Origin of the sequence: Streptomyces sp. NPDC020597 (genome assembly GCF_044335095.1) — a bacterium.
Lineage (GTDB): Bacteria > Actinomycetota > Actinomycetes > Streptomycetales > Streptomycetaceae > Streptomyces.
Map to the genome: position 1 here is coordinate 119,821 of NZ_JBIRUL010000007.1, position 26,058 is coordinate 145,878.

Consider the following 26,058-nt stretch of genomic DNA (forward strand, 5'->3'; position numbering starts at 1 on the left):
AATTCGGAAACTGACGGAAATTCAGCGAACGGAATTCCCCACGCGTTTCCCCCACGTTCAGGAGAGCGATCCCAGGCGCTGCGTCGTATAGGCGCATTCGGTGTAGATGTAGCCGGATTCCAGCTTGGCCGTGTCCGAAGCAGGCGTGTCGAGGCTCCCGCTCATCGGCTTGTGCAGGAAGAACGTGGTGCCGGCTGGCAGGCTGATGGTGCGCTCCGGATACTTCTTGCTGCTGTTGCTGCAGGGCTCGAAACCGGGGTTCAGGGTGCTGCCGAGGGAGTACGCCTTGCAGCTGCCGCATCCCTTGAGGGTGAAACTGCCGGTGACCGGACCGGTGTAGAGAACCGTGATCTGGTCGGGGCTGTCGTTCTGCACCGTCACCGAGATGCTGCCGCCCGAACGCGCCGTCGGCGGCTTCTTTCCCGCTGCCGGGACGGTCTGGGCGATCTCCGCCGCTATCGCGAACTTCTTCGCCAGGGCCGCGTTCCCCGCGCTCTTGTGGCCGGACGCGTACTCGGTCATCGTCGTCTGCGCCGACTTGAAGTCGCCGTCCCGGTACTGGTCCACACCGCAGGCGTACTCACCCGTGTCGGCGCTCGCCGTGGCCCGGGCGGCGTCCTTGTCGAGGGCGCCGGCGAAGGTCGTCCGCTCGGCCGGCAGTCCGTCGATCTGCGAGCTCAGCGTGGACAGTCGCTCGACCGCCGCGCAGGGTTCGGCTCCGCCCAGGTCCTTCTCCGTCTTGACGACGGCCGCCGCCACGGCCGGCTCCACCTTCGCCGCCTGCGCCGACGCGGGGAACGTCGTCAGCAGTTCCCCGAACTGTCCCGTCCAGCCGGCCTCGCCCGCCGTGAGCGACGCGGACGCGCACTCGTACAGCGAGGTGGCCAGCCGGTCGTCGGGCCAGGTCTTCAGATCGCCGAGATCCGTCCCGGGCAGGCTCTTCGGCACGGTGCGCAGGAACTTCAGCGGCGCGGTCGCCGCACAGTGGTCCCCCTGGTCGTAGGAGGCGCCGACCGTCCGGTAGAAGGTCTTCATCTGCGCGGGCACCCGCTCGGCGGCCCGGGAGCGGGGGTGATCGGCCTGCAGGGCGGCGTAGGCGTCGAGAGCCTTGCGGTAGTCGGCCTGCGCCGAGTCGAAGGGCCGGTCGCCGGCCGCCTCCACGAGGCGGTTCGCCTCGTCGAGCCGGTCGAGCAGCATCTGCTGGATCGCTTCGTCGCGCGCTCCGTCGTAGAGCACCGCCCCGCCGGCCGGGGCCACCAGCAGAAGCAGCCCGAGCCCGAGTGCGAGGGGCGCGTTGCGCAGTCCCGTCAGTGGCGTGCGCAGGCCCACACGCGCCCCGTGCGCCGCCACGGCGACGAGGAACACGCCGTACAGGACGAGCGCCGAACCCGGAACGCCGTCCGGGTCGGCCGGCAGTGCCACGAGCAGCAGGGCGGCGGTGGCCGCCCAGCACAGCGCCGTCAGCACCCAGCGCCGCGTCAGCGCGTACCCCAGCCCGAGTCCGCTGAGGTTGAGCACCGCGACCGCGACGGCCCGCACTCCGTCCGCGGGGGCCGGCGGCGGCGCCGACGGCATGGGTGGAACGCTGAAGGTCTGGTCGTATCTGCCGTACTGGTCCCCCGACATGGCGGCTCCCCCCGTTGAACTGCGTCCGCACATCTGCGATTTGTCAGTGTACGGGCGCAGCGGGGCCGCCGACAGGGGTGACGGCGGCGAAGCGCACGGGGCCGGCGCCGACGAGGACGTCGGCGCCGGGGGCCGCCGGCGGTCGCCGGCGGCCGGCCGGACCGCCACGCGGGGCGAGCGTGGCGGCCGCGGCTGCTATCGCGTCAGGCATGATCAGGCCACACCCCCCGCCGTCCTCCTGCGGCGCAGGGCGTACACGCCGGTGCCGGCGACGGCGAGGACGCCGAGTCCGGCCGCGGTCACCGAGGGGCCCGCGAGGGCGCCGCCGCCGGTGTGCATGCCGCCGCTGGGCTTTTCGTGCTTACCGCTCCAGCCGCCCGACTCCTCCTTGCCGCCCTCCCAGGAGCCCGAGCCGTGCTCTTCCTTGTTGGTGTCGGCAGCCTCCCAGTCCTTGTCCTTGTCCTTGTAGGTCTCCGGGTCGAACCGGGGGTCCTTCGCCGCGCCGTGGTCGCCGTCCTGGTCCACCGCGGTCAGGGCGCCGCCGCCGGTGTGCATCCCGCCGTGCGGTCCGTCGTGCTCCCCCTTGCCGTGCTCTTCCTTCCCGTGCTCTTCCTTCCCGTGGTCCTCCTTGCCGTGCTCCTTGCCGGACCAGGAGCCGTTTTCCTTGGACGCGGAGCCGTCCTCCTTGCTGTAGGAGGAGCTGTCGTGGTCCCAGTCCCCGTCGGCGGCGAAGGCGCCCGGGGCGCCGATCGCCAGGGCGGCCGAGGCCGCCGCGGTGGCCAGGATCATTCGAGCAGAGCGCATCTGATGGTCCTTCCGTCCCGACCGGGCAGCCGACACCTCGTCAGCTCACCTGACCCGGCCTGACGTGATCCACCGTCAGGCAGCGCGCGCCGGTCCACCACTCAGGGCGGTCAGCCGGGTGAAACCGCCCGCCCTGCCCCGGATCCACGCCGTCGAGTCGCCCTCGAAGGAAGATCCACTCCAACGGCGGACCGGCGAAACGATTCCCGGGGTGAACGCCGACGCGACCCGTGGCCGTCCCCGGCGCCGCGCCCCGATCCTGGGGCAGGCAACCGCCACCGGCCGGCCGGGGGATCCGCCCCGCGCGGCCCTCTTGATTTTTGATCGGTCGAGGAGTTTCGTCGTGCGCCTTCTTCGTACGGTGCTCAGCACCATCGGTTCCGCCGCTCTGGTGGTCGCCTCGCTGGGCGCGGTGACCGCCGCCACCGCGAGCCCCGCGGCCGCGGACCCGTGCGGCTTCTACAAGACCAGCTCCGACGCCTACTACAACCACTGCACGTCCGACGGTTCCCGGGTGGTCGTCAAGGTCGAGGTCGCCCTGGCGCCGGACTACGAGCGCTGTGTCGGCCCCGGCACGACCTGGCTGGGGCCGGCCGGAAAGATCCAGGGCGCCCACTACGTCGGCCGTCTGTGCTGATGCGGTGCGGTGAACGGCGGCCCCGCCCCCTGTCCTCCTCAGGGGGCGGGGCCGTTCAGTTCAGTACGGTCAGCAGGCGTCCGGCGAACTCCTCGGGGTCCTCGACGGCGCCGAGGTGGCCGCCGGGGAACTCCGCGAACTCGGATCCGGTGAGCTCCGAGAGCCGCACGGCCGGCCCGTGCAGCGCCGCCTGGTCGCGGGAGTCCCGCCCCGCGGCCGGCGTCAGCCGGTCGGCGACCCGGCGGAGCGCCGCGAGGTCGGGCACGGACGAGGAGAACGGGACCAGAACCCGGCCGAGGAACACCGGCAGGTTGGCGTGCATCCGCCCGGCCATCTCCCGTATGCCGGGCGGCAGTTCCGTCGGCTGCTCGGGCGCCTGTCGCCCCGTCCCCTCCGACAGGCCCTCGCCGAGCCGTGCCATGGCGGCTGCGGCTCCCGCCCGCCGGTGGATCTCGCGCACCTCGGCGAAGAGCGCTCGGTGCGGAGCGGGATCCTCGAGGAGCTCCACCAGCGGCGGCTCGTGCGCGACCACCCTGCGCACCAGCCGCGGCCGTCGGGCCAGCAGGTCGACCGCCACGACCGCGCCGGAGCTGCAGCCGAGCACGGCCGCCTCCCCGTCGGGGGCGAGCAGTTCGAGCAGGCGGTGGGCGTCGTCGCTCCACACCCGGACCTGCTCGTCGGCGTGCGGGGCGCCGGCCGGGCCGTCGAGGGGGCTGCGGGACAGGCCGCGCGGGTCGTAGGCGACCACCGTGTGGTGAGCGGCCAACCGCGGCGTCATGCCCGCGTACATCCCGGCGTCACCGGCTCCGCCGGGGATCAGGAGGAGGACCGGCCCGCTGCCGGCGATCTCGTAGTGGAGGGTGGCGCCGGGCACCTTGAGGGTGCCGGTACGGGTCGCGTTCAACGCTTGCTCCTGCAGGGCTGAGACAGTAATGGCTAGAGGCTCTAGGTTTTAGGCTAGTTCACCTAGGTAGAGCCGTGCATCCGAGTTCCCGCGAGGGCCGCCGACCGGCGCTCGCGGGGCGACCCCGACGACCCGACGACCCCGACGACCCCGCCGGTCGCGCCGCGCCGTGCGGACGGATCCGGGCCGGTCCGCCTCCGCGATGGTGCACCGGGGGACCACTGACGGTGCACGCACGGCCAAGTCCCGGGCGCCCGCGCGTCCTAGCGTGATGACTCGAGACAACGCACCACGAGAACAGCGGGAGTTTCCATGTCCGACCTCGTCGAGCCGGTCACGCCGGTGCTCGAACCCCAGGCCGCGGCGTTCGCCGAGGCCACCGCCGACCCGCCCTACCTCTTCGATCTCGGTCCGGTGGAGGGCCGGAAGGCGGTCGACGAGGTGCAGTCGGGTGAGATCGCCAAGCCCGCCGTCGACGAGGAGTGGGTGACGGTCGCGGGCGGTCCGACGGGGACCGTTCGGGTCCGTGTCGTGCGGCCCGCCGGCGTCGAGGGCGTGCTGCCGGTGGTGCTGTACATCCATGGCGCGGGGTGGGTTTTCGGCAACGCGCACACGCACGACCGGCTGGTGCGCGAACTGGCGGTGGGGGCCGGGGCCGCGGTCGTGTTCCCGGAGTACGACCTCTCGCCCGAGGCGCGTTACCCGGTGGCGATCGAGCAGAACTTCGCGGTGGCCCGGTGGATCGTGGAGCAGGGCGCGTCGAAGGACCTGGACGGGGCGCGCATCGCGGTCGCGGGCGACTCGGTGGGCGGGAACATGGCCGCCGCGCTGACGCTGATGGCCAAGGAGCGCGGCGGTGTGCCGCTGGTGCAGCAGGTGCTGTTCTACCCGGTGACGGACGCGGCCTTCGACACGGGTTCCTACCACCAGTTCGCGGAGGGCTACTTCCTGCGCCGTGACGCGATGCAGTGGTTCTGGGACCAGTACACGACCGACGAGTCCGAACGCGCACAGATCACCGCGTCACCGCTGCGGGCGACGCCGGAGCAGCTGAAGGACCTTCCCCCGGCCCTGGTGATCACCGGTGAGGCCGATGTGCTGCGCGACGAGGGCGAGGCGTACGGGAACAAGCTGCGCGAGGCCGGCGTCCCGGTGACCGCCGTCCGCTTCCAGGGCGTCATCCACGACTTCGTGATGCTCAACGCCCTGCGTCCGACCCATGCCGCCGAAGCCGCGATCAACCTCGCCGTCGGCACCCTGCGCGACGCCCTGCACGGCTGACCCCCAGAAGGAGCACACCGTCATGACCGCCACCCCCACCGTCGTCCTGATCCACGGCGCGTTCGCCGACGCCGCCGGCTGGTCCGGCGTCATCTCCGAGCTGCAGGGCCGGGGCGTCGCCGTGATCGCCCCGCCGAACCCGCTGCGCGGCCTCGCCTCCGACGCCGCGTACGTCGCGTCCGTCGCCGCGCAGATCGACGGCCCCGTGATCCTCGTCGGCCACTCGTACGGCGGCGCCCTCATCACCGTGGCCGGCACGGTGGAGAACGTCGTCGGCCTCGTCTACGTCGCGGCCTACGTCCCGGAGGAGGGCGAAAGCCTCGGCGAGCTGCAGGGCCGCTTCCCGCTCTCGCCGCTGGTCGGCAACCTCAAGGAGTGGAGGTACCCGGTGCCCGGCGGCGACCCGGCCGTCGAGGTCACCATCGCCGAGGACGCCTTCCCGTGGGTGTTCGCCGCGGACGTGCCGGCCGAGGTCACCAGGGTCCTCGCCGCGGCCCAGCGCCCGCTGGCCGCCGCCGCGTTCGAGGAGACCGCCTCGGCGGCCGCGTGGAGGACGAAGCCGTCGTGGGCGCTGGTCGCCGCCGCGGACGAGGCGATCAACCCCGAGGTCGAGCGCTTCGGCGCCAAGCGGGCCGGGGCGACGATCGTCGAGCTCGAGGGCGCCTCGCACGCGGTGGCCGTCTCCCGGCCGAAGGCGGTCGCGGACCTGATCCTCGACGCGGTGCGGGCGACGAGCTGACGGCCGGGACGGCCGCGACGGCCTGACGGCCGGGACGGCAGGGAGGGCCGGAACCGGGCTGCTGTGTGGGCGGCCGCCCGACCCAGGCGGCCGCCCGCGCTCCGGCTCTGGTGCAACTGGCGGGCGGATGTGGGGTTTTACGCCGTTCCCGCCGCGTCGGCTCATCAGGTCAAGCGTCCCGGACTATTGACTCGCAGCAGAGTCAGTCGCGATCCTCGTCGCACCATCTTGCGCCGGTCATGACAAGCTCAAGGGTTTCCAAAGAGCCCTCGTCGACGGCGCGATCCCCGCCGACCGAGGGACGTGGGCTGTGACCATGACCGGACGCCCGTACCGCAGACGCAGAGACGCCACCGTCGTCTCGCTCCTCCTTCTCGTTCTCGCCGCCGTCCTCGGGCCCACGCCGAGCTCGGCGGCCGCCTCGGACTGGTGGACGCCCACGGCCCGGCCGGCCCCCGACTCGCAGATCGGCGTCACCGGCGAGCCGTTCACCGGCACGAACGCGGCGGGCCAGGTCCGCGGCTTCGTCGACGCGCACAACCACCTGTTCTCCAACGAGGCCTTCGGCGGACGGCTGATCTGCGGCAAGGTGTTCTCCGAGGCGGGCGTCGCCGACGCGCTCAAGGACTGCCCCGAGCACTACCCCGACGGCACTCTCGCGATCTTCGACTACATCACCCACGGCGGCGACGGCAAGCACGACCCGACCGGTTGGCCCACCTTCAAGGACTGGCCCGCCTACGACTCCATGACCCACCAGGCGAACTACTACGCCTGGGTCGAGCGGGCCTGGCGCGGCGGGCAGCGGGTGCTCGTCAACGACCTGGTCACCAACGGCATGATCTGCTCCATCTACCCGTTCAAGGAACGCAGTTGCGACGAGATGACCTCGATCCGCCTGCAGGCCAAGCTGAGCTACGACCTCCAGGCCCACATCGACAAGATGTACGGCGGCCCCGGCAAGGGCTGGTTCCGGATCGTCCTCGACAGCGCGCAGGCGCGTGAGGTCGTCAAGCAGGGCAAGCTCGCGGTCGTCCTCGGCGTCGAGACCTCCGAGCCGTTCGGCTGCAAGCAGATCCTCGACATCGCGCAGTGCAGCAAGTCCGACGTCGACAAGGGGCTCGACGAGCTGTACGGGCTGGGCGTGCGGAGCATGTTCCTGTGCCACAAGTTCGACAACGCGCTGTGCGGCGTCCGCTTCGACGAGGGCGGTCTGGGAACGGCCATCAACGTCGGGCAGTTCCTGTCGACCGGCACCTTCTGGCAGACCGAGAAGTGCACCGGACCGCAGCACGACAACCCCATCGGCAGCGCCGCCTCGAAGGCGGAGGCGGACCTCCCGGCGGGCACCGACGTCCCGTCGTACAAGGCCGACGCGCAGTGCAACACCCGCGGCCTCACCGCCCTCGGCGAGTACGCGGTGCGCGGCATGATGAAGCGCAAGATGATGCTCGAGGTCGACCACATGAGCGTCAAGGCGACCGGTCAGGCGCTCGACATCTTCGAGGCCGCCGGCTACCCCGGCGTGCTGTCCTCGCACAGCTGGATGGACCTCAACTGGACCGAGCGCGTGTACGCCCTCGGCGGCTTCGTCGCGCAGTACATGCACGGCTCCGAAGGGTTCGCCGCGGAGGCGAAGCGCACGAACGCGCTGCGCGACCAGTACCACGTCGGATACGGCTTCGGCACCGACTTCAACGGCATCGGCGACCACCCCGCCCCCCGCGGCGCCGACGCCGCCGACAAGGTCGTCTACCCGTTCAAGAGCGCCGACGGCGGCTCCATGATCGACCGTCAGACGACCGGCTCACGCACCTTCGACCTCAACACCGACGGCGCCGCGCACGTCGGCATGATCCCCGACTGGATCGAGGACATCCGGCGCGTCGGCGGCCAGGACGTGGTGGACGACCTCCTCCGCGGCGCCGAGTCCTACCTCTCCACCTGGGGCTCGACCGAGCAGCACCAGGCCTCGGTCGACCTCGCCGGCGGCCGTGCCGCCACCGCCAGTTCGTCGGAGTCCAACCCCTTCACCAGCTACCAGCCCGGCCGGGCCGTCGACGGCGACGACGGCACCCGCTGGGCCAGCGACTGGAGCGACGACCAGTACTGGCAGGTCGACCTCGGCGCCACCAACCGGGTCTCCCGCGTCACCCTCGACTGGGAGCGCGCGTACGCCAAGTCGTACCGCGTCGAACTGTCCACCGACGGCGTGAACTGGACGACCGCCTGGTCGACCACGTCCGGCGACGGAGGCCTGGACACGGCGAAGTTCGCCGGCGCCCCGGCCCGCTACGTCCGGGTGCACGGTCTGGACCGGGGCACGGACTGGGGATACTCCCTGTACGAAGTGGGAGTCCACAGCGCCTAGCCGCGGAGACGACCGCGGAAACGACACTCGGGGGACACGCATGGCGCGCATGCCGTCGGCGGAGCGACGACGACAGCTGACGGAGGCGGCGATCAGAGCGATGGCCCGGGACGGCGTCCCCAGGACGACGACCCGGTCCATCGCCGCCGAGGCGGGTGTCTCCCTGAGCGTCTTCCACTACTGCTTCGACTCCAAGCAGGCCCTCGTCGAGTCCGTCATCACGACGCTCACCGCCCAGTCGGTGAGCGTCGTGCGGGAGGCGATCCGCCCCCGCGCCACGCTCGAGGAGACGGTCCGGGCCGGGTTCGCGGCGTACTGGGACCACGTCCGCGCCCACCCCGACGCGCACATGCTGACCTACGAGCTCACTCAGTACGCCCTGCGCCAGCCGGGGTTCGAGCACCTGGCCCGCCGTCAGTACGAGCTGTACGGCGAGGCCTACGCCGAGCTCCTCGGGGAGCTGTGCCGCAGCATGGGGCTGCGGCTCGGCGTGCCCGTCCCCGTCCTGGCCCGCTATCTCGCCGCCATGACCGACGGGCTGACCCTCAACTACCTCGTGCTCGGCGACGAAACGGCCTGGTCCGACATCCTGGACACCGTCACGGCCCACGTCGCGGGACTGGTCACGGCCGACGTCACAGCGACGGAGGCGAACCGTCCTGGTGGAAGGTGACCGGGGTGACCGTCTCCGAGTTCGCCGTGTCCAGGAACATCCCGTAGAGGTCCACCCCTTGGTACTGGCCGCCGGGCGCGCCGCCGATGATCTCGACCAGCGCCAGATGCAGGTGTGACGAGGTGCCGGCCACCTCGTACACCTCGCCGAGCACGTCCCCGCGGGACACCTGGGAGCCGACGGTCAGGCCGGGCGGCACGTTGGTGACGTGCGTGACGAATCCGCCCATCTGATCGTTGGGGGCCCGCATGAACAACTGGGCGCCGTAGACCTTGGCGGTGTCCGCCGACGGGTCGTGCGGGCTGTACTTGGTGATGTGGGCGTCGAAAGCGGCCCGGACCGTGGTGCCCGGGCCCGCACCGAGGTCCATGCCGTACTGGATGTACCAGTTCTCGGACTGGTGGCCTCCTTCACCGGGCCCGCCCAGTGCGCCGGTGTATCCGGCGGCGAACGGATTCGACACGTCGATGGTGAATGCGGACATGTCCGCCTCCCGCCTTCTCCCCCCTGCCTTTCCTTTCCACGCTCCAGTATCGGGCGGAGGGAGGTGCGTGGCGGGGGCAACCACTGTGCGGAAAAGGCGCGTTGCCCCAGGAGAAAGTCGAATCTGAAACGAAGGTGATCCGTGTGGCGGGGTCCTCGCAACGGCGTCATGATGGTGGTGGCGCATGCCGCTTCGCGACGTCCGGTGCCCCGCCTCTTATCCTGGGGAGCCCCTATGACCTGGACTGACGCAGCCCGAATGGAACCCGGTGACGTCATCGGCGTCCTCGGCGCCGATCACGTCCGCCACGAACTCGGCGAGGGCCCGACGGCCAAGGCCGCCTCGTCGCCCGCCGAGGGTTCGGTGTACCTCGTCGACCACCGGGTGGACTAACCCGTGGACGGCGCATGGATGTGCGAGCGGTGCGGCGCCGAGGCGCCGCCCGACGCACAGCGGTGCCGTAACTGCGGCGCCTGGCTCCCGGCCTACGGCGAGGACGAGGAGCCGCGGGCGTGGTGGCCCTGGCACCGCATCCACCTCCGCACGGAGCAGGCGCCGCAACGCACGATGCCGGTCCTGCGCCGGAAGGAACCTTCCCGCGACGGGGGTCCGCGGCCCCGGCGGGACGCCGGTCACGTCCCGGCCGGCGTGCTCCAGGGCAGCGGCACCGTCTACGGCGTCGCCCGACAGGTGCGGATGCGCACCGAGGTGAGCGGCAGCGACGGCGAGGTCAACACCACCGTCGTGTGCGACTTCCGCCTGGAGATGCGCGATCGTGAGGGCCGTCCGGTCGGGCTGGTCCCCGTGACGATGCGCGGCGACCTGTTCGAGGGCGCCGTCGACGACGGCGACCGGGTGCGCGCCACGGGCCGGGTCAAGAACGGCACGCTTCGCGTCAAGAAGCTGCGCAACCTGACGACCGGCGCCGAGGTCACGGCCCGGACCACGCCGGCGATCGTGATCGCCGTCGTGATCCTGCTCTTCGTCGGGTGGATGGTGTTCATCTTCGCGATCACCGGACGTTTCTAGTCCGGTCGCCCTAGAACCGGTGCGGCATCGGCACGCGCAGATCCACCAGCCGGAAGTCGTCGCCGCGGGGATCCACGTACGCGAGCGGGGCGTAGTGGTACGGGACGCCGTGCGGGCGCCTGCGCAGCGGCTCCCCCTGACGGCTGCGGGGCCACTCCACGTCGCCGGTCAGCACCCGGGCCGGGACCAGCCAGTAGTCGCCACGGCGGTAGCGCCGCGGCTCCCCGTCGCCGGAGTGGAAGCGCACCTGGACGCCGTCCTCCAGCGGCAGCCACCGCCCCTCCCGCAACGGCAGGCTCCTCATCGCGTCCGGAGAGCCGTCCGCCCCGCCGGTCGTGCGGTGGTCCCAGCGGCGCAGATACGGGTGGCGCCGCGGCCGGCCGGCGCTCTCGTGGCCGTGGCCGTGGTCGTCGTCGGGGGAGCGGTCCAGCTCGACCCGGAATCCGGCGTGATCGACCCTCGTGACGGTGTACAGGCGGTCCCCACCCCTCTCGTCGAACCGGTCGGACGCGCCCCGGCACACCGCCGCGTCGTGCAGGAGCTCCACCACGTCGCCGGTGTCCACGCCCAGTCGGTCGTCCCGGCCCAGGGTCTCCAGCTCGACCGACGCACCGGCGACGGACCGGACGGGCAGGACCACGGAGCCGTTCTCCCGGGACCACTTGTACGTCGCCGTCCCCGCGGTGCCACCCCGGTGCACCTCGACCCGGTACAGCTGGTTCTCGGGCCCCCGGTACCCGGGGGACGGCTCGGGTGCGTCACCCGCGTCCTCGTCCTGCGCACGCCCGGTCGCCGCGGCGAGCAGTCCCCGCGGCTCGAACACGCCGCGCACACGGTCCCGGAGGTAACGCGAGGCGCTGCGCATGTCGGGCACCGGCGATCCGGTCCCCAGCGGCAGCACGCACACCTGCCAGACCACGCGGCTGCGCGCGGTGGTGTCCGGGCCGTCCGCGCCGAGGGCCACTTCCCGGATCCAGGGCGCCTCCCACGCCGTGACGAGACGCTCCCACACCCGCAGGTACACCAGGAACGGCTCGGACGGCAGCCGGTCGCTCTCGCGGTCCGGGTCGAGCCAGCCGTCGGGCTGGTCCCAGTAGTCGGTTCCGTCGCACTCGCACAGGACGCCGTTGACGTACATGCGGCCCGGGGCCACGGTGAAGGTGTCGCCGTCGTAGTCGTCGACGCCGAAGCCGCCGAGGCCGTCGTCCGACGGCGGGTACGCGGCGGGCCCCATGAGGTCGGCGGCCAGCGTGCGGACGTAGTGCAGCAGGATCGCCGTCTGCTCGTTGATCTCGGCATCGAGCTGGACCCGGCCCTGCTGGGACAGCACGGCGGAGAACCGCCGAGCGGGATCGAAGGTGACGCGGGAGAAGTCGCCGTGCATGGATGGGCTTCCTGCCTTGCCGAGGGCGGACGGTGACGGGGTGGCGGTTCACGTGACGAAGAAGAGCCCCGGGTCGCATCCGGCCGGTGTGTACTCGGCCAGCCGGGTGCGGAGATTGTCCTCCCGCTGCGGCTGGAACAGATGGTGCAGCGCGCCGGGTTCCGAGCCGTTGTCGCCCCCGCGGCGGATCACCTCGGCGCAGTCGTCGGCCAGGCGGACGTAGTCGGGCGCGCCGTACCGCAGGGCGGCGAAGCGCAGTTCCGCCGCCCGGGCGCCGGAGTGGTCGGGCTCGCAGTGGAAGCGGGGCGGCGTCCGGCTGCCCCTCGGCAGCCAGCAGAACCGTACGGAGCCCTGATCGAGGCGGCCGACGAGCACCTCGCCCGCCAGCAGGCAGTTCTCCAGCAGCTCCACGGCGTGCGGGCGCAGCGCGCCGACGACGGTGGTGCACCGCGCCCTGAGGACGACGCCGGCCTCACCCCCGTCCGGGTCGCCGAGCGCCGACGCCTCGCTCCCGGTCGCGTCGATCACGCTGTCGTACACCTCGAGCCGGTTGGGTGCGCGCCCGTCGCGTGCGGCCACCGTGACGGCGCCGAGGACGCTGTGCCGGATCTCGGTGCGCACCGGGCTGTCGGCGATGTCCAGACTCGGCGCACCGGGCGCCAGAGGCGTGCCCCGGACCTCGAGTTCCCAGCCCGGCACGAACGTGCAGTGCCGCACGACCAGCTCGCCCACGCCGCCGCGCACCCGCACCCCGCCACCGGTCACCAGCAGCCCGTCGAGGACGAGCCGCGCCGTCGCCCGGGAGCCGTCCGGGCTCCCCGATCCGGTGATCGCCAGGACCCGCCGGCGGTTCTCGTCGCGTCGGCCGGACAGCCGGACCACGGGACGGACCCCGTCCGCGGCGCGGACGGTGAGCCGGTCTCCGGGGTCGAGGCGGATGTCGGTCAGGTCCTCGTACACCTCGTTGGCGGTGATCTCCACGACCGCCTCCGCCTTGTGCTCGTGCGACCGCTTCTCCGCGCGCCAACGGCCGATCGCCTCGGCGATGCTCCGGTGGTCCTCGCCGGGCCCGACCCGGTAGCGCTCCGCCGGGCCGTCCGGCGCCGGTTCGGGCCGGGGGTACTCGCCGCCGCCGAAGTCGCCGGAGAACGCGTGATGGTACGTCACCCGGACGCCGTGCGCCGGAGCCGTGCCCGGCGGCAGCATCAGACGGCCCAGTTCCGGGTCGACCGCGACCTCGCCGGCGCCGACCCGAAACCGCCAGTCGGACAGGTCCGCCACGACGATCCGCTCCAGGCGCACCACGTCGGCGTCCGGGTCGGGTCCGGTCCACACGCACAGGCTCCTGCGCGGCCCGTAGTAGTCGTAGAGCCGGTCCGCCAGCGCCCGTCGCCCGATGGGCTCCGGGACGTTCGACTCGTCCGCGATGTGGAAGCTCGAGGGCTCGGGCACCGGGGCCGTGAACAACGGGGTGTCCACGGCGAGCACGTTGAAGGTGTAGCAGGCACGGTCGCGGTCCAGGCAGTGGGCGGGGGCACGGGTCACCGCGTGGGCGCGCAGCCGCCACAGATGAAGGCCGACGGACCGGATGCCGTACCGGCCGACCCGGCGGACCGAACCGGCGCGGGGCACTTCCACCGTGCGGGCCAGCGAGTCGAAGGGGCCGCCCAGCCGGGCCAGCGCCCCGGCGTCCCGCACGTTCACCAGCGTGCCGCGGGTCCTTCTGCGCCGCGCGTCCGAGCCGTCCGCGCTGTAACGCCGCACCGGCTGGGTGACGCAGAGCAGCCGGCGGTACTCCACGACCCGGGCCGGCCAGCCCGCCACCGCCGACGCGAGGTCCTCCAGCAGCGCCAGCGTGCCCTTGCGCCGCCGGTTGACGACGGTGTCGGCGACGTCCCTGCGGGGCACCGCGGCGGCCGGCAGCCCGGCCGCGCGCGTGACGTCGTCGGACAGGGCGGCGGCGATCCGGGGCAGGATCTCGTAGCCGACGAGGTCGCCGATGTAGGGCGTCACCCAGTCGTCGCAGGTCTCGATGAACCAGTTGTCGTAGAGCCGCTCGATGTCCGCCTCGACGACCGCGGCCTGTTCGGCGACGACCGTCAGCAGCGCGTACAGCGGGCCGCCCTGCTCGGCGTCGCGTCTGCGGTGCACGGCGGGCAGCAGCGCGTACAGCTCGTCCGGGGTCATGGGATCCTCCGCAGGATCAGGGTTCCGGGCACCGCCGGGTCGAGCAGGACCAGTTGGGCGGGGCGCAGGGCGAGACGCGGGACGGCCGGCGGGCCGACCCCGGCGGGGTCCGCGACGGGCGGCCGGTGCAGCACGACCGTGGGCGCGTGCGCGACGTCGTCCGGGCGGTCCGGATCGGACGATCCGCCGTCCGCGCCGCCGCCGTGCGGGACCGGACCGCGCACCGGGCGCAGACCGGCCGGCAGGGCCGGCACCATGGCGGCGACCGTGAGGTGCTCGGCGAACCGCGCCACGTCGGCCGCGCCGGAGCCTTCCGCGACGCCCCCGAAGGCGTCCAGGTCCACGAAGTCCACGCCCGGCACCGCCTGCGCGGCGGCGACGACCGCGCTTTGGTACACGGGATGGCCCAGGTACGCCCCGGCGAAGCCCAGACGGGCGACCAGCGCCTCACGCACCCGCTGTTCGACCTTCTCGGGGAGATGACCGTCCGCCGTGCGGACGCCCAGCGCCACCACCAGCCGCACTCGTTCGCAGGGCTCGACCCGCACCGGCAGCGCCGGGTCGCCGTACCGGCGCAGCGCCGAGCACAGCGCGGCCGGCAGCGGTGCGGAGGCGTCCATCGGGGCGTCGTCGGCGGCGACCACCGTGACGTGCAGGAGCGGCCGGCCGTCCTCCAGGCAGCGGCGGGCCACGGCCTGGCCGACGCCCGCGAAGGCGCGGGCGAAGGACTGGTAGTCGCGCACCGACACCAGCCGGTCGAAGGCCGCCAGCCGCAGGGGGATCGTCCGGCGCATCCGCGTCGGGCCGTCGGCCTCCGCCCCGGCGGTCGCGGGCAGTGGATTGGTGACCCCGGCGACCCCGAACGGCCTGCTCGCCATCTGGTTGATGCGCCCCGCCGCGACATTGCCCGCGCCGGCACCGCCGACGCGGTAGCGGGCGGTGACGTTCTCCGTGCCGGTGGGCGGACGGGCGCCGTGCAGGCCGTCGCCGAACTCCACCGCCGCCCGGCCGTCGACGCCCGTGCGCAACCGGAACACCTGAGCGGTGGGCCCCTCCTCGCCCAGGTCCGCGGTCCGTCGCCACGCCACCCCGTCGACGCGGACGGTGAGCGACTCCTCACCGCCCTCGGCGCTCGCCGACGGCAGCCAGACGAGCGGGTTCCTGCGCAGCGACAGCACCTGACCCGCCCGTCCGGCGTCGCCGCTGCCGAGGACCTCCTCGACGGTCTCGCCCGCGGTCGCCCGGACGACGTTGCCGTGCACGGTGACCGAGTCCCGCCGGTAGCGGTGCGCGAGGGGGGCCGTGAACAGCAGCGTGGTGCGCACCCGGTCGTCGAACGCGGCGCCGTCGAAGGCGTGACGCACCCCGGCCAGGACCGCGAGCTCCGCGCCCGGCACGCCCGCGCCCGCCTCGGGCACGACGTCGGTCCGCTCCCCGCAGACGACGACCGACCTGCCCGGGGCGAGTCCTTCGAACGTGCCGTCCAACTCGACGGCCGCGCCCGTCACATCCGCCGGATCGGGCGACGCCGTGAGCGCCAGCGGCTCGCCCGCGGCCCACACGGTGGTGGCCCGCCGCACGGCGACGTCCTCGCAGTCCTCGGTCCACGGTTCGTCGAGGACCAGCCGGGTCACCCGCACGGCGTCCACGTCGTTGGCGACGGACAGCCGGGCGACCTCGGCGACCCGGACGACACGGGTGCGCGGCCGCCCGGCCGTCCGCACGGCGATCCAGCTGCCCGGCTGGATCTCCTCGTGCACCGCGTCGAGGAGCAGCACGTCGCCCGGGAGCGCGGCGCCGCCCTCCGCCCGGGGCGGCTGCGCGCCGCGCAGCAGCCGCCGGACGCGTGCGTCGTCCGGGATCGATGCGCCGAGCGGCGCCGCGACGACCCGGAAGCGGTACACGCCGGGCGCGGCGACCGGGGGAGCCACCACCGACATCGCCGTGTAGAGGGAGTCCGCCAGACCGGTCCGGTTCGCCGCCAGCAGGCGGGGCAGCGCGTCGGAGCCCGCGCCCAGCGTCTCGGCCAACGGGGCCTGGGTGCGGCGCGGCGGCTCGCCCGGGCCGAGCGCGTCCAGCAGCGGGTCGAGGGCGTGCAGCACGCGACCGGCGGGATCGGCGAGGTCGCGCAGCAGCGCCTGCCCGGCCGTCGGCGCCGGCCGCTCGGGCGGTTCCGTCAGGCGCCGTACCGCGTCTCGTACGGTCGCCAGCCGCACGGCGGCACGCTCGGTCAGCGCGTCGACGTCCAGATCGTCGCGGAGCCCGGAGAGCCGCTCGCGCAGCCGCCGCAGCCTGCGGTCGAGGCGGGCCGCGAAGGTGTCCGGGTCGCGCAGCTCACCGGCGCGTTCGCGGACCTCCCGCAGCAGGGCCAGCAGCTCCTCGAACGGCCCTTCGGACGACGTCCGGCGTGCGGCATGCTCCAGGTCCTCCCGCAGCGCGTCCACCGCGTTGTCCAGCTGCCGCGGAGCGTCCGGCACCCGCAGCCGCACCGTGGTCCGCCCGCGCGCGGGATCGGGTTCGGCGTCCTCCACCACGCGGGTGAGGTTCAGCCGGGCGTCGGGATAGACGAACAGCAGCCGGTCGCCGGCGCGCAGCGCGGCCTGAACGCCCTCGAAGTCCAGGGACCGCACCCGGGTCGCGACGTCGGCCGTGAGGGCGGCCGGCCGGGTGGCGCGCACCGGCAGCCGGTTCCATTCCGCGCGGGTCACGAGGTCCTCGGCGGTCTCGAAGACCACGGGCAGTTCGCCCGGCTCGGGCTCGCTCTTGGCCTGGGTGCCGGCCGGCACGACCGAGGACGCGCCCGGGTCCAGGGTGAAGGCGAGATGGGCGGAGGCCGCGAGCGCCGGGCGCGGCCGGTGCCCGACCAGCCGCCCGAGCCGGACCAGGGACTCGTGCTCCGTGGCGGTGGCCAGGAACCCCTCGTTCGCGATGCGCTCCTGATAGAAGGTCAGCACGTCGCAGACCACCGCCCAGGCGTCGAGCAGGGCGATCGACGGGTCGTCCGGCTCCCGGGTGGTGAGTGGGCCGAGCGCCGCGCGGCCGCCGGCGTCGGGCAGCCGGGCCAGCATCGCGTCGAGGAACTGCCGGTGGACTCCCACCCGGTAGGCCAGCTCGGGCAGCCCGGGCCGGTTCCACACCGGCGCGGGCCCGGACCGGTCCGCGGAGCAGTCGGTCATCGTCCACCTCGCAGACGCAGGGTGAGCCACCCGTTCTCCTGCCGGGTGACGTCGCCGTCGAGCCGCGGCACCTCCAGCGGGCCCATCCGCAGCTCCCCCGAGGGCGGCGCGTCCTGCCCCGGGGCCTCTGCGCCGAGTCCGTCGATCCTGCGCAGTCGCATGACCTCGGCGTGCCGTACACCGGGCACCTGGAGGCACAGCGCCACCAGGGCGCTCGCCCGCACCGGGGTGCCGAAGGTGAGCTCGGCGGGGTCGAAGAACCCGGGCTCGCCGTCGGGGCGGCGGCCCGGCAGGAAGCGCCGCATCAGCGCCTCCCGCACGTCGGCGGTGACGTGGTGCGGGTCGACCAGCACGTTCAGCGCCACGTCCAGCGGCACCTGCAGCGCCGGCCGGACGACGACGTCGTGGCCGATCCGCCGGTACCGGCGCAGCGTTGCCCGTACCTCCTCCAGCAGCGCCGGCGACGGCACGGCCGCGCCGGCCGGGTCGAGCGCCACGTCGGCCTCGTACCAGCTGCCGTTCCAGCGCAGGGAGGCGGCGGCGCGCTGCACGCCGGGACGGCCGGTGGCGACAGCGGCGTAGTCCTCGGCGGTGACGGCGCGCAGCAGCGTGCGGAACGGGGCGCGCGGTGCGGCCAGCCGGACCTCCGCCGTCGGCTCCGGGTCGACGCCGCCCGTCGCCGGCACGGGGTTGCGCACCCGGGTGACCAGGCCGTCCAGGCGCATCGTCCGGTGGGCGATCCGGTTGACGGCCTCGCTGCCCGCGTTGCCCGCCCTGCCGTTGCCCACCCGGTAGTCCGCGTACAGCACGGCTCCCGGCTGCGGGGCCCGGCCGCACCGGCCGTCGCCGAAGCGCAGGGCGAGCCTGCCCTCGTCGTCGGCCTCGGCCACCACGTGCCGGTCGCGGGGCCCGCTGTCCAGGAGGTCGCGGCGGGGGGTCCAGCAGGGTCCGCCGGGCAGCGTCTCCGCGAGCTTCAGGGCGGGCAGCGCCTCACGGGGGTCGGGGCGCAGCGCCGCGCTCGCGGGTCCGTGCAGGGCCGGGTCGGCGGGGTCCAGGCGGTCCGCGGCGCGGCGGCCCCACGCCTGGGCGATCTCCCAGCTCGCGTCCTCCCGGTCCAGCACATAGCCGGCCCGCGCGCGGCGGGCGAGCGCCTCGAGGCGGCGCAGCCGGGGTTCGAAGAAGTCGTCGAAGACGCAGAGGAACCGCGCCACGGCGCCGTGCCGTTCGGCGTCGTCGGCGAGCCCGGCGATGTCGTCGGTGAAGGAGGGCCCGAAGAGGGCAGCCAGCAGCTCCCGGCTCTCCGGCCGGAGCCCGGCCGCCCCGTGATGCAGATCGCGCAGGCCGTCGCGGGCCTCGGCGGCGAGGCTCAGCAGCCGGTCCGCCTGCGCGGCGGCCACGTCGGCGGGCCGCGGATGCGGCGGCGACCAGGTGACGGGCCCCCGGCTCAGCGACACCCGCCGCCCGGGCCGGCCGGCCGTCGCCCCGCCCGGCCCCGCCTCGGGCGTCTGCACGAGTTCACCGGACCGGGTGCCCGCCTCCTCGGGCCACCAGGTGATCGGCAGGCCGTGTTCGACGAGGAGGGCGTTGCCACGGGCCAGGACGCTCGCACTCGGCTGCCCGTCGGGCCCCTGCGGATTGCGCACGCACAGCGGGAAGGCCAGGGCGTCCTCGTCGGCCCACGCGATCTTCACGACGGTCGTGCCGGATGCCGCGTCGACGTCACGCGTGGCGCGGGTGAGCCGGACGGCCTGCCGGTGCGAGGGATGCGGCGGGTCCTCGCCCGGACCGTGGGTCTCCTCGAGGACGAGCAGGTCGCCGACCCGCAGATCCAGCGCCCGATGTGTCCCGTCGCCGTCGAGGAGGGCGGCCCGGGTGGCCCCGGCGGGCAGCTCGAACACCTCCTGCCCCCAGGCCCACAGCCGGATCCCGTTGTGGGCGGGGGTCAGCCGCATGGTGCGGTGCTCCAGGGGGTGATAGACGGGACCGGTGGCCGAGGCGAGTGCTTCGGGCGGGATCACCGGCCCGCCCGGCGGCGGGGCGGGCGCGTCGTCGGGCTGGGCCGTGAACGCGAGCCCCCCGGTGTCCACGCTCGCCTCCGCGGCCGTCTCCATGCAGACGACGGTGCGGGCGGCGCAGCCGTCGTGCATGGGATACCCCACCAGCCGGGCGTGACGTCGCACGGAGGTGCGCAGCCGTGCGGTGTCCAGGTAGGCCTCGGTGGCCACGGCGTCCTGCTGGTAGCTGAGCCGGTCCCCCACGTGCGCCAGGAGTTCCACCAGGGTGACCCACGGATCGGGGGCGTGGCGGTCGCTCCAGCGCGGCAGGGTGAGCGAGAGCCGCTCCAGGAGCAGACGGCGGAAACTGGCGTAGTCCTTGGCGAGGTAGTCGATCGCGGGCGCCGGCGGGAGGGACGGCCCGCCGGGGTCGCCGGCCAGCGGTGCACGGCCCGGTGAGCGCTCCGCCGCGCGGTCCGGCGTTCGGCGGACGCCTGGGTGGAAGGTGAAGTCCGCGTGGTCGTGACCGCCGTGGAAGCCCCGCCCCAGCAGCCGCAGCCGGTACGTGGAGTCGTCGCCCGGCCGGTCCAGCGTCAGCCGCAGCCGGATTCCCGCGCCGTCGTCCTCGGGGCCGGCGACCGGAGCGACCCGCAGGACGCGGACGCCGACGACCCGCCGGCCGCCCTCGACGACGAACCGGGTGCGGTCCATGCCCGACGGGAGCACTCCGAAGAACGTGACGGTGAGCGTGCGCCGGTCGCCGTGCGTGCGCACCTCGTGGATGCCGGCCGGTCCGTCCGCGCCGCGCGCCCCGGGCGAGTGGTTCACCACGCTCACGACGGGTTCCCCCCGCCGGTGATCGTGACGGCGTGCCGTTCGCCGGTCGCCGTCAGCGTGTAGGAGACGGCCACCCGCAGGGTGGCTTCCTCGGACGTCGCCGTGACGGAGTCCACCCGCAGGAGGTCGCCCAGCCAGCGCTGCAGCGCCGCCTGGGCGGTCATCTCCAGGGTCGCGGCGAGTTCGGGGCTGTTCGCCGTGAAGACCATGTCGAGCAGGCCGCAGCCGAAGTCGGGCCGGTTCACCCGTTCCCCGGGGCTGGTGAACAGCACCAGCTCGACCATGTCGCGGACGTGGTCGGCGTGCCCGGCCCGCGCCGTGCGGCCGCAGGCGTCCGTCCGATAGGGGAAGCCGACGTCCATCGCGCTCACATCCCCTGCACCCGGAACTGCATGGTCAGCACCATCGGCGGATTCGGCGGCGGAGTGCCCACGCCGATCGCCGGGGCCACGCCGGACGGCGTCGGCTGCAGCAGCGCGGGCAGGCCGTTCACCAGAACCCTCGTCGAGGTCTGCAGCCAGGTCACGCCCGTGCACGGCGGCGCCCCCATGGAGGCGGCGGGGAAGCTGCAGCCCGCCACGAGGAGGACGTCCGCGCCGGTGAGGACCGGCTGCGCCCCCACCAGGACGCGCTGCTGGACCGGCGCGGCGGCGGTCACGAGGCCGGGCGGGTGGGCGCACATCATCAGGGCGCCGTAGTGCAACAGCAGTCCGGGCATGGTCTGGCTCTCCTCACAGCACCGTCAGCGCGCCGTTGTTGACGGTGACCTGGGGTCCGACGAGTTGCAGGGTGGCCAGTCCGGGGCCGCAGGAGATCTCGATCGACGTCTCGTTGATCTTGATGAAAGGACCGTTCTCGCCGTGCAGCTGCAGCTTGATCCCGCCGGCGGGCCCCGGCATGTCGCTGATGACGAGCGCGTTGCCGGTCGGCGTGGCCAGCACGATCTGCGGGACGCCCGGAGGGGCGGACTTCGCGGCCGACGGCACGTCCCCCGAGCCGCCGCGCCGGAACCCGGCGCACACCGCCCGTCCGGGGTCCCCGTCCTGGAACCGCACCCACACGCAGGCCTCCGGCGGCGGCACCACGTACATGCCGCAGTCCGAGCCGGCCAGCGGGGTGAGCGGCGCGGCCCACACGGGGGCGTCGTCGCCCAGCACCTCGGGGACCCGCACGAGGAGCCTGCCCACGCCGGTCGGGTCGACGGCCGAGACCACGACCCCCTCGTACATCCCGTGCCACTGATTCACCTGTGCCGTCGTCAAGGGGTCACCGCCTGGGTGTCGGCGCCGAGTCCGTCGCGGACCAGCGTGAAGTGCTGCCGGTAGGTGTCCCGGGAGAGGTCGTGGGTCACGGAGGCCACGAAGTAGCGCCCGTCGTACGCCCGGCCCGCCCCGCGCACCCCCACCAGCCCGTGGGCGTCGAGGACATGGCCGTACCGCAGCACGTCGACGGTCCCGCGGGCGGTGACGGCGTCGGCGGCGAGTTCGCGGCCGAGCCCGGCCAGCAGGGTCCGGGTCAGGGACCGGCCGGTCTGCCCGGTGAGCGCGCCGGTGCGCAGAGCCGGCGCCGGGTGGGCCGCCAGGCTCCTGCGCAGCACGCCCGGCTCGGGTGCGGTGACCTCGGAGGCGGTCGTCGAGGGCGGCTCGTACCGCTCGACGCCGTAGCCGGCGGTCGCCAGCCCGTCGAAGGAGAAGGTCAGCTCCTCGACGTTGTCGGCGGCACCGCACCCGCAGGTGAGGGCCGGCTGCAGGGCGCCGTCGCGGTTCTGCGGCCCCCAGTACGCCGTGCTCGCGCCCGGCGCGGGCCCGGGTGCCAGGTGGAAGACGTGCCCGACCTCCGCGGCCGTCGCCCGCAGATACGCCAGGTCGGTCGCCGACTGCACCGGAATGTCGACGACCGGGTTCGGCTGGTCGGTGAGGACCGGCGCCACCGTCCGCGGGCTGATGCCGTACTGCGCGTACCCGGCGCAGACCGCGGCCGCCCGCAGCTGCGGCGGCAGCCCCGGGTACGCACGCCGGACGTGGACGAGGTCCATGAGCACCGTCAGGTCCTCGCCCATGACGAACAGGGAGGCCGACCCGGGAGCCCGGCCCACGTGCATCTCCTGATGCGTCACCACACCGTCCATCAGCACATGGCACCGGCCGGACAGGACCACGGCCACCACCACCCGCCGCTTCGGGTGCAGCGACCCGCCCGGCAGGACCGCAGCGCCCAGCGGCGACCGGGGGCTGACGGCGAACGTCAGCTGAAAGCCGCTGGTCCGGCCGCTCGCGGAGTTGATCCGCACCCCTTGCAGGGCGTCCACCAGCTCCGCCGGGGCCGGGGCCGGCACGGTGTCCCCGACGAGCAGGAGGAGCTGCAGGCCGTGCGTCATCGCGGCCCCGCATCGTGACCGGCCGCCGTGGACGCCTCGGCCGGCAGGGCGATCCGCAGCCGGCGGCCGGGTACGGCCGTCAACTCGTCCGGGCGCACGGCGCGGTTGGCGTCGGCGATCCTCCACGACTGCTCGGGGTCGCCGAAATGCCGGTGCGCGACCAGGTCCAGTCGGTCGCCGGCCGCCACCACGTGCTCGCCGACGACCGTCAGCTCCTCGGGCCGGGGCAGGAAACGTCGTCGCAGGTGCCGAACGGTCCTTCCGTCCGCGAGCGTGCGGGTCGTGGTCGGGATCGCGTGATACCTGCTGCTCGGCTCGAACATCACTGGCCTCCTCCGGCCGCCGCCCGGTGCCCCCTTGCTGTCGTCCCCGCCGTTCGCCGCACGGCTCCTCACCCCGCATAGCCGACCGAGCCGGGGCCGTATCCGACGAGCGCCGCGAACCGCTCCCTGCCCTGCTGGTACTGCAGGTACAGTCCGCCGGCCCGGTGGCTGAACCCGACGTCGTCGACGGTGAGGACGCGCACCGTCAGAGTGACCCGCGCCCTGATCGGGTTCAGCTCGCCGTCGTACGCCTCCTCGCTCACGTCGAGATCCAGCATCCGCACCGGCAGGACCCGGTGCGCCCCGAGCACCAGCACCGACAGCGGCGCCTGGATCGAAGCGATCTCGAGGATGCCCTGGGCGGCCAGGTCGTTCTGCCGGGTCAACTGCGCGCCGGTCGGCGCGACCGCCGTCTCCAGCGCGGACAGCATGCCGAGCAGGCCGGACGTGGCGGGCGGCGCCGGGCCGCCGACCGGGGCCGGCCGGTCCGTGGCGTCGAACTCCGCGTCGATGCGGAAGGTCTCTCGGGGCGGGCCCTGCAGGCGCAGCGCCTCCAGCCGGTCCCCGGCGTCGGCACCGATGCCCCGCGGCTGGAGCGTGCGGGTGACGCCGTCGGGGTTGTACTGGAACGGCACGACCCGCAGCACCCGGCCCTGTTCGGGGTCGAGGAAGACGAAGCCGCCCCGCCGCGGCGCCGGCCCGGTCATGAGGCGCCCGCCTGCGGCCCAGGCCGGTCCGGCCCCGCCTGCTCCCCGGCCGCCATGGCCCGGTGGACCGCCCGGGCGACGGCCCGGGCGAGGAGCGCGAGGTGGGCGTCGGCGACCCCTGACGGCCGGGGCGCGCCGCCGCGCCGCGGACCGCTGCCGTGCTCCCGACCGCCGTCGGGGGAGCGGCTGAGCATCGCGGAGAGCTCCGCCTCGACCGCGGCGCACAGCGCGGCTCGTGACACCTCGTGGGGCGAGTCCAGCACCAGCCGGCGGATGCGCACGTCCACCCGGGTCGTCGTCATGTGATCACCACCGCCGCGTCGGCGTCGAACCGCTCGGCCTGCGCGTCGGCGAGCGGACTGTCCACGCCGTCGACGCGCAGCCGCAGCGGGTACCGTCCCGGCAGCCCGCCGGGCAGGCGGAACCGCAGCTTGCGCGTGACCCGCGTGAACGGCTCGGCGGGCACCGGCAGGTCCGCCACGAGGAGCTCCGCCCGCTGACCGGGGTGGACGGCGGGAGCGCACTCCACCGACAGGACCGTCGTCCCTTTCGCGGCCCGCGCGACGGTCAGCGGCAGGGCGCCGGTGAGCCGGGGAGCGATGCGCAGGCCCACGGGGGCGCTGGTCCGGGCGCCGCCGTCGGGCGAGGAGAGCACGACCACCGCGGACCAGCGGCCCGCGGCGAGCTCCTCGTCCAGGGTGACGCGGACGGCGGCGCTCCCCTCGGACCGGGCCGGCAGCACCACCGGCCCGCCGAGCAGCGGATGCGTCAGCCGGACCGTCGCCTCACCCGGGTCGAGGCCGCTTCCGCTCAGCACGACGTCGGCGCCGGGCGCGGCGACGGCGGGCCGCACGGAGCGCAGGACCGGCCACGGGTCCGCGGGGGTCGGCGCGGCTTGCGGGCCCAGGCCGGCGGACCCGCGGCGCAGCACCGGCAGCGGGGTCCGGCCCGGCGCCGAACTGTCGAGGAGCACGACCCGGGCGTCGTACGCCACGGACAGCCGGTAGCCGTGGCCGAGCGCCGTCCACAACCGCCACATCTCGTCGGCCGGCATCACCGCCGGAGTGAGCCGCACCGGCTCGGGCTGCCGGTGCAGATCGCTGAAGTCCGCGGCCGCCCGGAGGGCGTCGGCGCGCAGCACGGGCTGGTCGTGCAGCGCGGACATGGCGGCGCCGAGGAGCCGCTCGGGCAGGGTGGAGTCGGTGTCCCGGGGCGCGTATCCGGTGAACAGGTAGTGCAGGACGAGGGGAAGCGCCGGGGGCCGGGTCTCACCGGGGCGCGTCCCCGGCGGGTCGGTGTTCCGCCAGGCGGCGTCGACGCTGGTGCGGTAGAGGAACACGTTGAGGGTCGGCGCCCGCCGGCCGGCCTCGTCGCCGGTGCCGTCGGTGTCGTCGGCGAGTTCCGGCGCGGCGGGGTGACGCGCCGTCACCATCGCGTCGGGCGCCGCACGACGGACCGCCGTCTGCAGGGCGGCCCGCAGCGTCTCCGTCACCGCGGCGACGGCCAGCGCGTCGCTCATGACCGCCTCCCGAGGTACTCCTCGAGGCTCGTCCGCGACTGCCGCCGCGCGGCGGGCGCGTCGCCGACGGGCCGCGCGGCCGCGGAGCGGACCACCAGGCGGTCGATGGCGACCCGCACGACGACCTCGTCTGCGGGCTTCGGCAGGTCGGACGGCTTCGCGGGCCCCGGGGCGGCGCGGACGGCGGAGGAGGTGAGCCGCGCGGTCGCGGCTGACGCCGGCGGCGGTGCTGCCGACGGTGCAGGCGGCGCCGCGGGACGCGGATGCGTCCCGGAGGCCGCCGTGCGGGGGCGCGCGTCGGCCGGCGGCACAGTGGGCGACGGGGGCGTCCGGACCGGGGAGGAGGCCCCGAGCAGTGAAGGGGCTTCGAGTGGTGAGGGAGCTCCGACGAGTGGTGAGGGGGGCGGTGCGGCGGCGGTGTGGTGGTGCGTGGGCGGGGCGGACGGTTCGGAAGTCCCGGACGCGGTCGAGGGCGGAGGCGAGGACAGGGGCGGGGAAGCGGGGGCCCGGCCGGCGAGGGGCGTGCTCGGCGCCTCGGGGGCCTCGGCCGACGGCGTTTCGGTGCGTGCCGGCGGGCTTGAAGGCAGGGGGTGCGGTCGGGCGCAGGGCTCGGCTGCGGCATCGCGCTCGACGAGGCGCGCCGCCGCGGGGTGCGGAGATGGGGCATCGGACGCACGAGGCGGTGAACCCGGTGTGCGGGAGGGCGGGTTCTGGCCGCGGCGAGGCGACTCTGACGCCTTGGACGGCGCTGACGGCGCTGACGGGGCGGACGGGGCGGACGGGGCGGACGGTGTCGACGGCGGGCCCCCGGCCGGTGGTCGCGGCCGGGTGTCCGGGCGGCTCCCCGAGGGGGCGTCCGTAGCCCTTGAACCCGGTGACCGCGTGTTCGGGGTGGCGGAGGCGTCGAGAGCGGCAGCGTTGGCGGTGGGAGGGCTCGGCTCGTGCTGTGGGGCGCGCTCGGGCGGCGGCGGCAAGGGCGCCCCGGGTTGTGGGCCGTTCACCGGCC

At 74.4% G+C, this 26,058-nt stretch carries 24 protein-coding genes; 7 read left to right on the forward strand and 17 right to left on the reverse strand.

The window, feature by feature from the left end:
* Positions 1-57 precede the first annotated feature (57 nt).
* From ACH4ZA_RS14785 to ACH4ZA_RS14795, 3 genes are read right to left on the reverse strand one after another with little or no spacing between them, the layout of a single operon-like run.
* On the reverse strand, positions 58-1,626 hold the full coding sequence (locus ACH4ZA_RS14785; RefSeq protein ID WP_398429632.1) for a hypothetical protein: 1,569 nt from the start codon (positions 1,624-1,626) through the stop codon (positions 58-60).
* Positions 1,627-1,669: 43 nt separating this feature from the next.
* Positions 1,670-1,837, reverse strand: coding sequence for a hypothetical protein (locus tag ACH4ZA_RS14790; protein WP_398429633.1), 168 nt, complete (start codon positions 1,835-1,837; stop codon positions 1,670-1,672).
* Between the two features lie 2 nt (positions 1,838-1,839).
* The gene (locus ACH4ZA_RS14795; RefSeq protein ID WP_398429634.1) at positions 1,840-2,430 is read right to left on the reverse strand and encodes a hypothetical protein; all 591 of its coding nucleotides are present in this window, start codon (positions 2,428-2,430) and stop codon (positions 1,840-1,842) included.
* Between the two features lie 343 nt (positions 2,431-2,773).
* Here ACH4ZA_RS14795 and ACH4ZA_RS14800 point away from each other — a divergent pair, with 343 nt between their 5' ends.
* Entirely contained in the window at positions 2,774-3,067 is a 294-nt protein-coding gene (locus ACH4ZA_RS14800; protein WP_398429635.1) for a DUF6355 family natural product biosynthesis protein, read from the forward strand.
* A gap of 55 nt (positions 3,068-3,122) precedes the next feature.
* Here ACH4ZA_RS14800 and ACH4ZA_RS14805 read toward each other — a convergent pair whose 3' ends face one another.
* Positions 3,123-3,971, reverse strand: a complete 849-nt coding sequence (locus ACH4ZA_RS14805) for an alpha/beta fold hydrolase (protein ID WP_398429637.1) — start codon at positions 3,969-3,971, stop codon at positions 3,123-3,125.
* A gap of 312 nt (positions 3,972-4,283) precedes the next feature.
* On the opposite strand from ACH4ZA_RS14805, the gene ACH4ZA_RS14810 reads away from it, so the two are divergent.
* From ACH4ZA_RS14810 to ACH4ZA_RS14825, 4 genes are all read left to right on the forward strand, one after another.
* Positions 4,284-5,252, forward strand: a complete 969-nt coding sequence (locus tag ACH4ZA_RS14810; RefSeq protein ID WP_398429639.1) for an alpha/beta hydrolase — start codon at positions 4,284-4,286, stop codon at positions 5,250-5,252.
* Between the two features lie 22 nt (positions 5,253-5,274).
* Positions 5,275-5,991 (forward strand): alpha/beta fold hydrolase, encoded by a 717-nt coding sequence (locus tag ACH4ZA_RS14815; protein WP_398429641.1) that lies wholly within the window; start codon positions 5,275-5,277, stop codon positions 5,989-5,991.
* Between the two features lie 316 nt (positions 5,992-6,307).
* Positions 6,308-8,362 carry a discoidin domain-containing protein gene (locus tag ACH4ZA_RS14820; RefSeq protein WP_398429643.1) on the forward strand — a complete coding sequence of 685 codons (2,055 nt, stop codon included), beginning with the start codon at positions 6,308-6,310 and terminating at the stop codon, positions 8,360-8,362.
* A 40-nt stretch (positions 8,363-8,402) separates the two neighbouring features.
* Positions 8,403-9,035, forward strand: a complete 633-nt coding sequence (locus ACH4ZA_RS14825) for a TetR/AcrR family transcriptional regulator (RefSeq protein ID WP_398429645.1) — start codon at positions 8,403-8,405, stop codon at positions 9,033-9,035.
* Here ACH4ZA_RS14825 and ACH4ZA_RS14830 read toward each other — a convergent pair.
* A complete protein-coding gene (locus tag ACH4ZA_RS14830; protein WP_398429646.1) occupies positions 8,998-9,519 on the reverse strand; it encodes a hypothetical protein in 522 nt (173 codons plus the stop codon). The two genes, ACH4ZA_RS14825 and ACH4ZA_RS14830, sit on opposite strands and share 38 nt — an antisense overlap.
* A 234-nt stretch (positions 9,520-9,753) precedes the next feature.
* Between ACH4ZA_RS14830 and ACH4ZA_RS14835 the strand changes: the two genes are divergently transcribed.
* Positions 9,754-9,912: a hypothetical protein gene (locus ACH4ZA_RS14835; RefSeq protein WP_398429647.1), complete on the forward strand. Its 159-nt coding sequence runs from the start codon at positions 9,754-9,756 to the stop codon at positions 9,910-9,912.
* A 3-nt stretch (positions 9,913-9,915) separates the two neighbouring features.
* Entirely contained in the window at positions 9,916-10,548 is a 633-nt protein-coding gene (locus ACH4ZA_RS14840; protein WP_398429648.1) for a hypothetical protein, read from the forward strand.
* Positions 10,549-10,558: 10 nt separating this feature from the next.
* Here ACH4ZA_RS14840 and ACH4ZA_RS14845 read toward each other — a convergent pair whose 3' ends face one another.
* The 12 genes from ACH4ZA_RS14845 to ACH4ZA_RS14900 form a co-directional block, all read right to left on the reverse strand.
* Positions 10,559-11,932 (reverse strand): DUF6519 domain-containing protein, encoded by a 1,374-nt coding sequence (locus tag ACH4ZA_RS14845; protein ID WP_398429649.1) that lies wholly within the window; start codon positions 11,930-11,932, stop codon positions 10,559-10,561.
* A gap of 48 nt (positions 11,933-11,980) precedes the next feature.
* A complete protein-coding gene (locus tag ACH4ZA_RS14850; RefSeq protein ID WP_398429650.1) occupies positions 11,981-14,119 on the reverse strand; it encodes a hypothetical protein in 2,139 nt (712 codons plus the stop codon).
* Complete coding sequence (locus ACH4ZA_RS14855; protein WP_398429651.1) at positions 14,116-17,295, reverse strand: putative baseplate assembly protein; 3,180 nt, start codon at positions 17,293-17,295, stop codon at positions 14,116-14,118. The genes ACH4ZA_RS14850 and ACH4ZA_RS14855 overlap by 4 nt, the downstream gene beginning before the upstream one ends.
* Positions 17,292-20,126, reverse strand: coding sequence for a putative baseplate assembly protein (locus ACH4ZA_RS14860; protein WP_398429652.1), 2,835 nt, complete (start codon positions 20,124-20,126; stop codon positions 17,292-17,294). Before ACH4ZA_RS14860 ends, ACH4ZA_RS14855 begins: the two co-directional genes overlap by 4 nt.
* A complete protein-coding gene (locus ACH4ZA_RS14865; RefSeq protein ID WP_398429868.1) occupies positions 20,123-20,488 on the reverse strand; it encodes a GPW/gp25 family protein in 366 nt (121 codons plus the stop codon). The genes ACH4ZA_RS14860 and ACH4ZA_RS14865 overlap by 4 nt, the downstream gene beginning before the upstream one ends.
* 5 nt (positions 20,489-20,493) lie before the next feature.
* Positions 20,494-20,844, reverse strand: coding sequence for a hypothetical protein (locus tag ACH4ZA_RS14870; RefSeq protein WP_398429654.1), 351 nt, complete (start codon positions 20,842-20,844; stop codon positions 20,494-20,496).
* Between the two features lie 13 nt (positions 20,845-20,857).
* The gene (locus tag ACH4ZA_RS14875) at positions 20,858-21,388 is read right to left on the reverse strand and encodes a phage baseplate assembly protein V (RefSeq protein WP_398429655.1); all 531 of its coding nucleotides are present in this window, start codon (positions 21,386-21,388) and stop codon (positions 20,858-20,860) included.
* A complete protein-coding gene (locus ACH4ZA_RS14880) occupies positions 21,385-22,503 on the reverse strand; it encodes a hypothetical protein (protein ID WP_398429657.1) in 1,119 nt (372 codons plus the stop codon). The genes ACH4ZA_RS14875 and ACH4ZA_RS14880 overlap by 4 nt, the downstream gene beginning before the upstream one ends.
* Positions 22,500-22,826 carry a LysM domain-containing protein gene (locus ACH4ZA_RS14885; RefSeq protein ID WP_398429658.1) on the reverse strand — a complete coding sequence of 109 codons (327 nt, stop codon included), beginning with the start codon at positions 22,824-22,826 and terminating at the stop codon, positions 22,500-22,502. Before ACH4ZA_RS14885 ends, ACH4ZA_RS14880 begins: the two co-directional genes overlap by 4 nt.
* 68 nt (positions 22,827-22,894) lie before the next feature.
* Entirely contained in the window at positions 22,895-23,533 is a 639-nt protein-coding gene (locus ACH4ZA_RS14890; protein ID WP_398429659.1) for a hypothetical protein, read from the reverse strand.
* Positions 23,530-23,835, reverse strand: coding sequence for a hypothetical protein (locus ACH4ZA_RS14895; protein WP_398429660.1), 306 nt, complete (start codon positions 23,833-23,835; stop codon positions 23,530-23,532). The genes ACH4ZA_RS14890 and ACH4ZA_RS14895 overlap by 4 nt, the downstream gene beginning before the upstream one ends.
* Positions 23,832-25,052, reverse strand: coding sequence for a DUF4255 domain-containing protein (locus ACH4ZA_RS14900; RefSeq protein ID WP_398429661.1), 1,221 nt, complete (start codon positions 25,050-25,052; stop codon positions 23,832-23,834). Before ACH4ZA_RS14900 ends, ACH4ZA_RS14895 begins: the two co-directional genes overlap by 4 nt.
* Between the last annotated feature and the right edge of the window lie 1,006 nt (positions 25,053-26,058).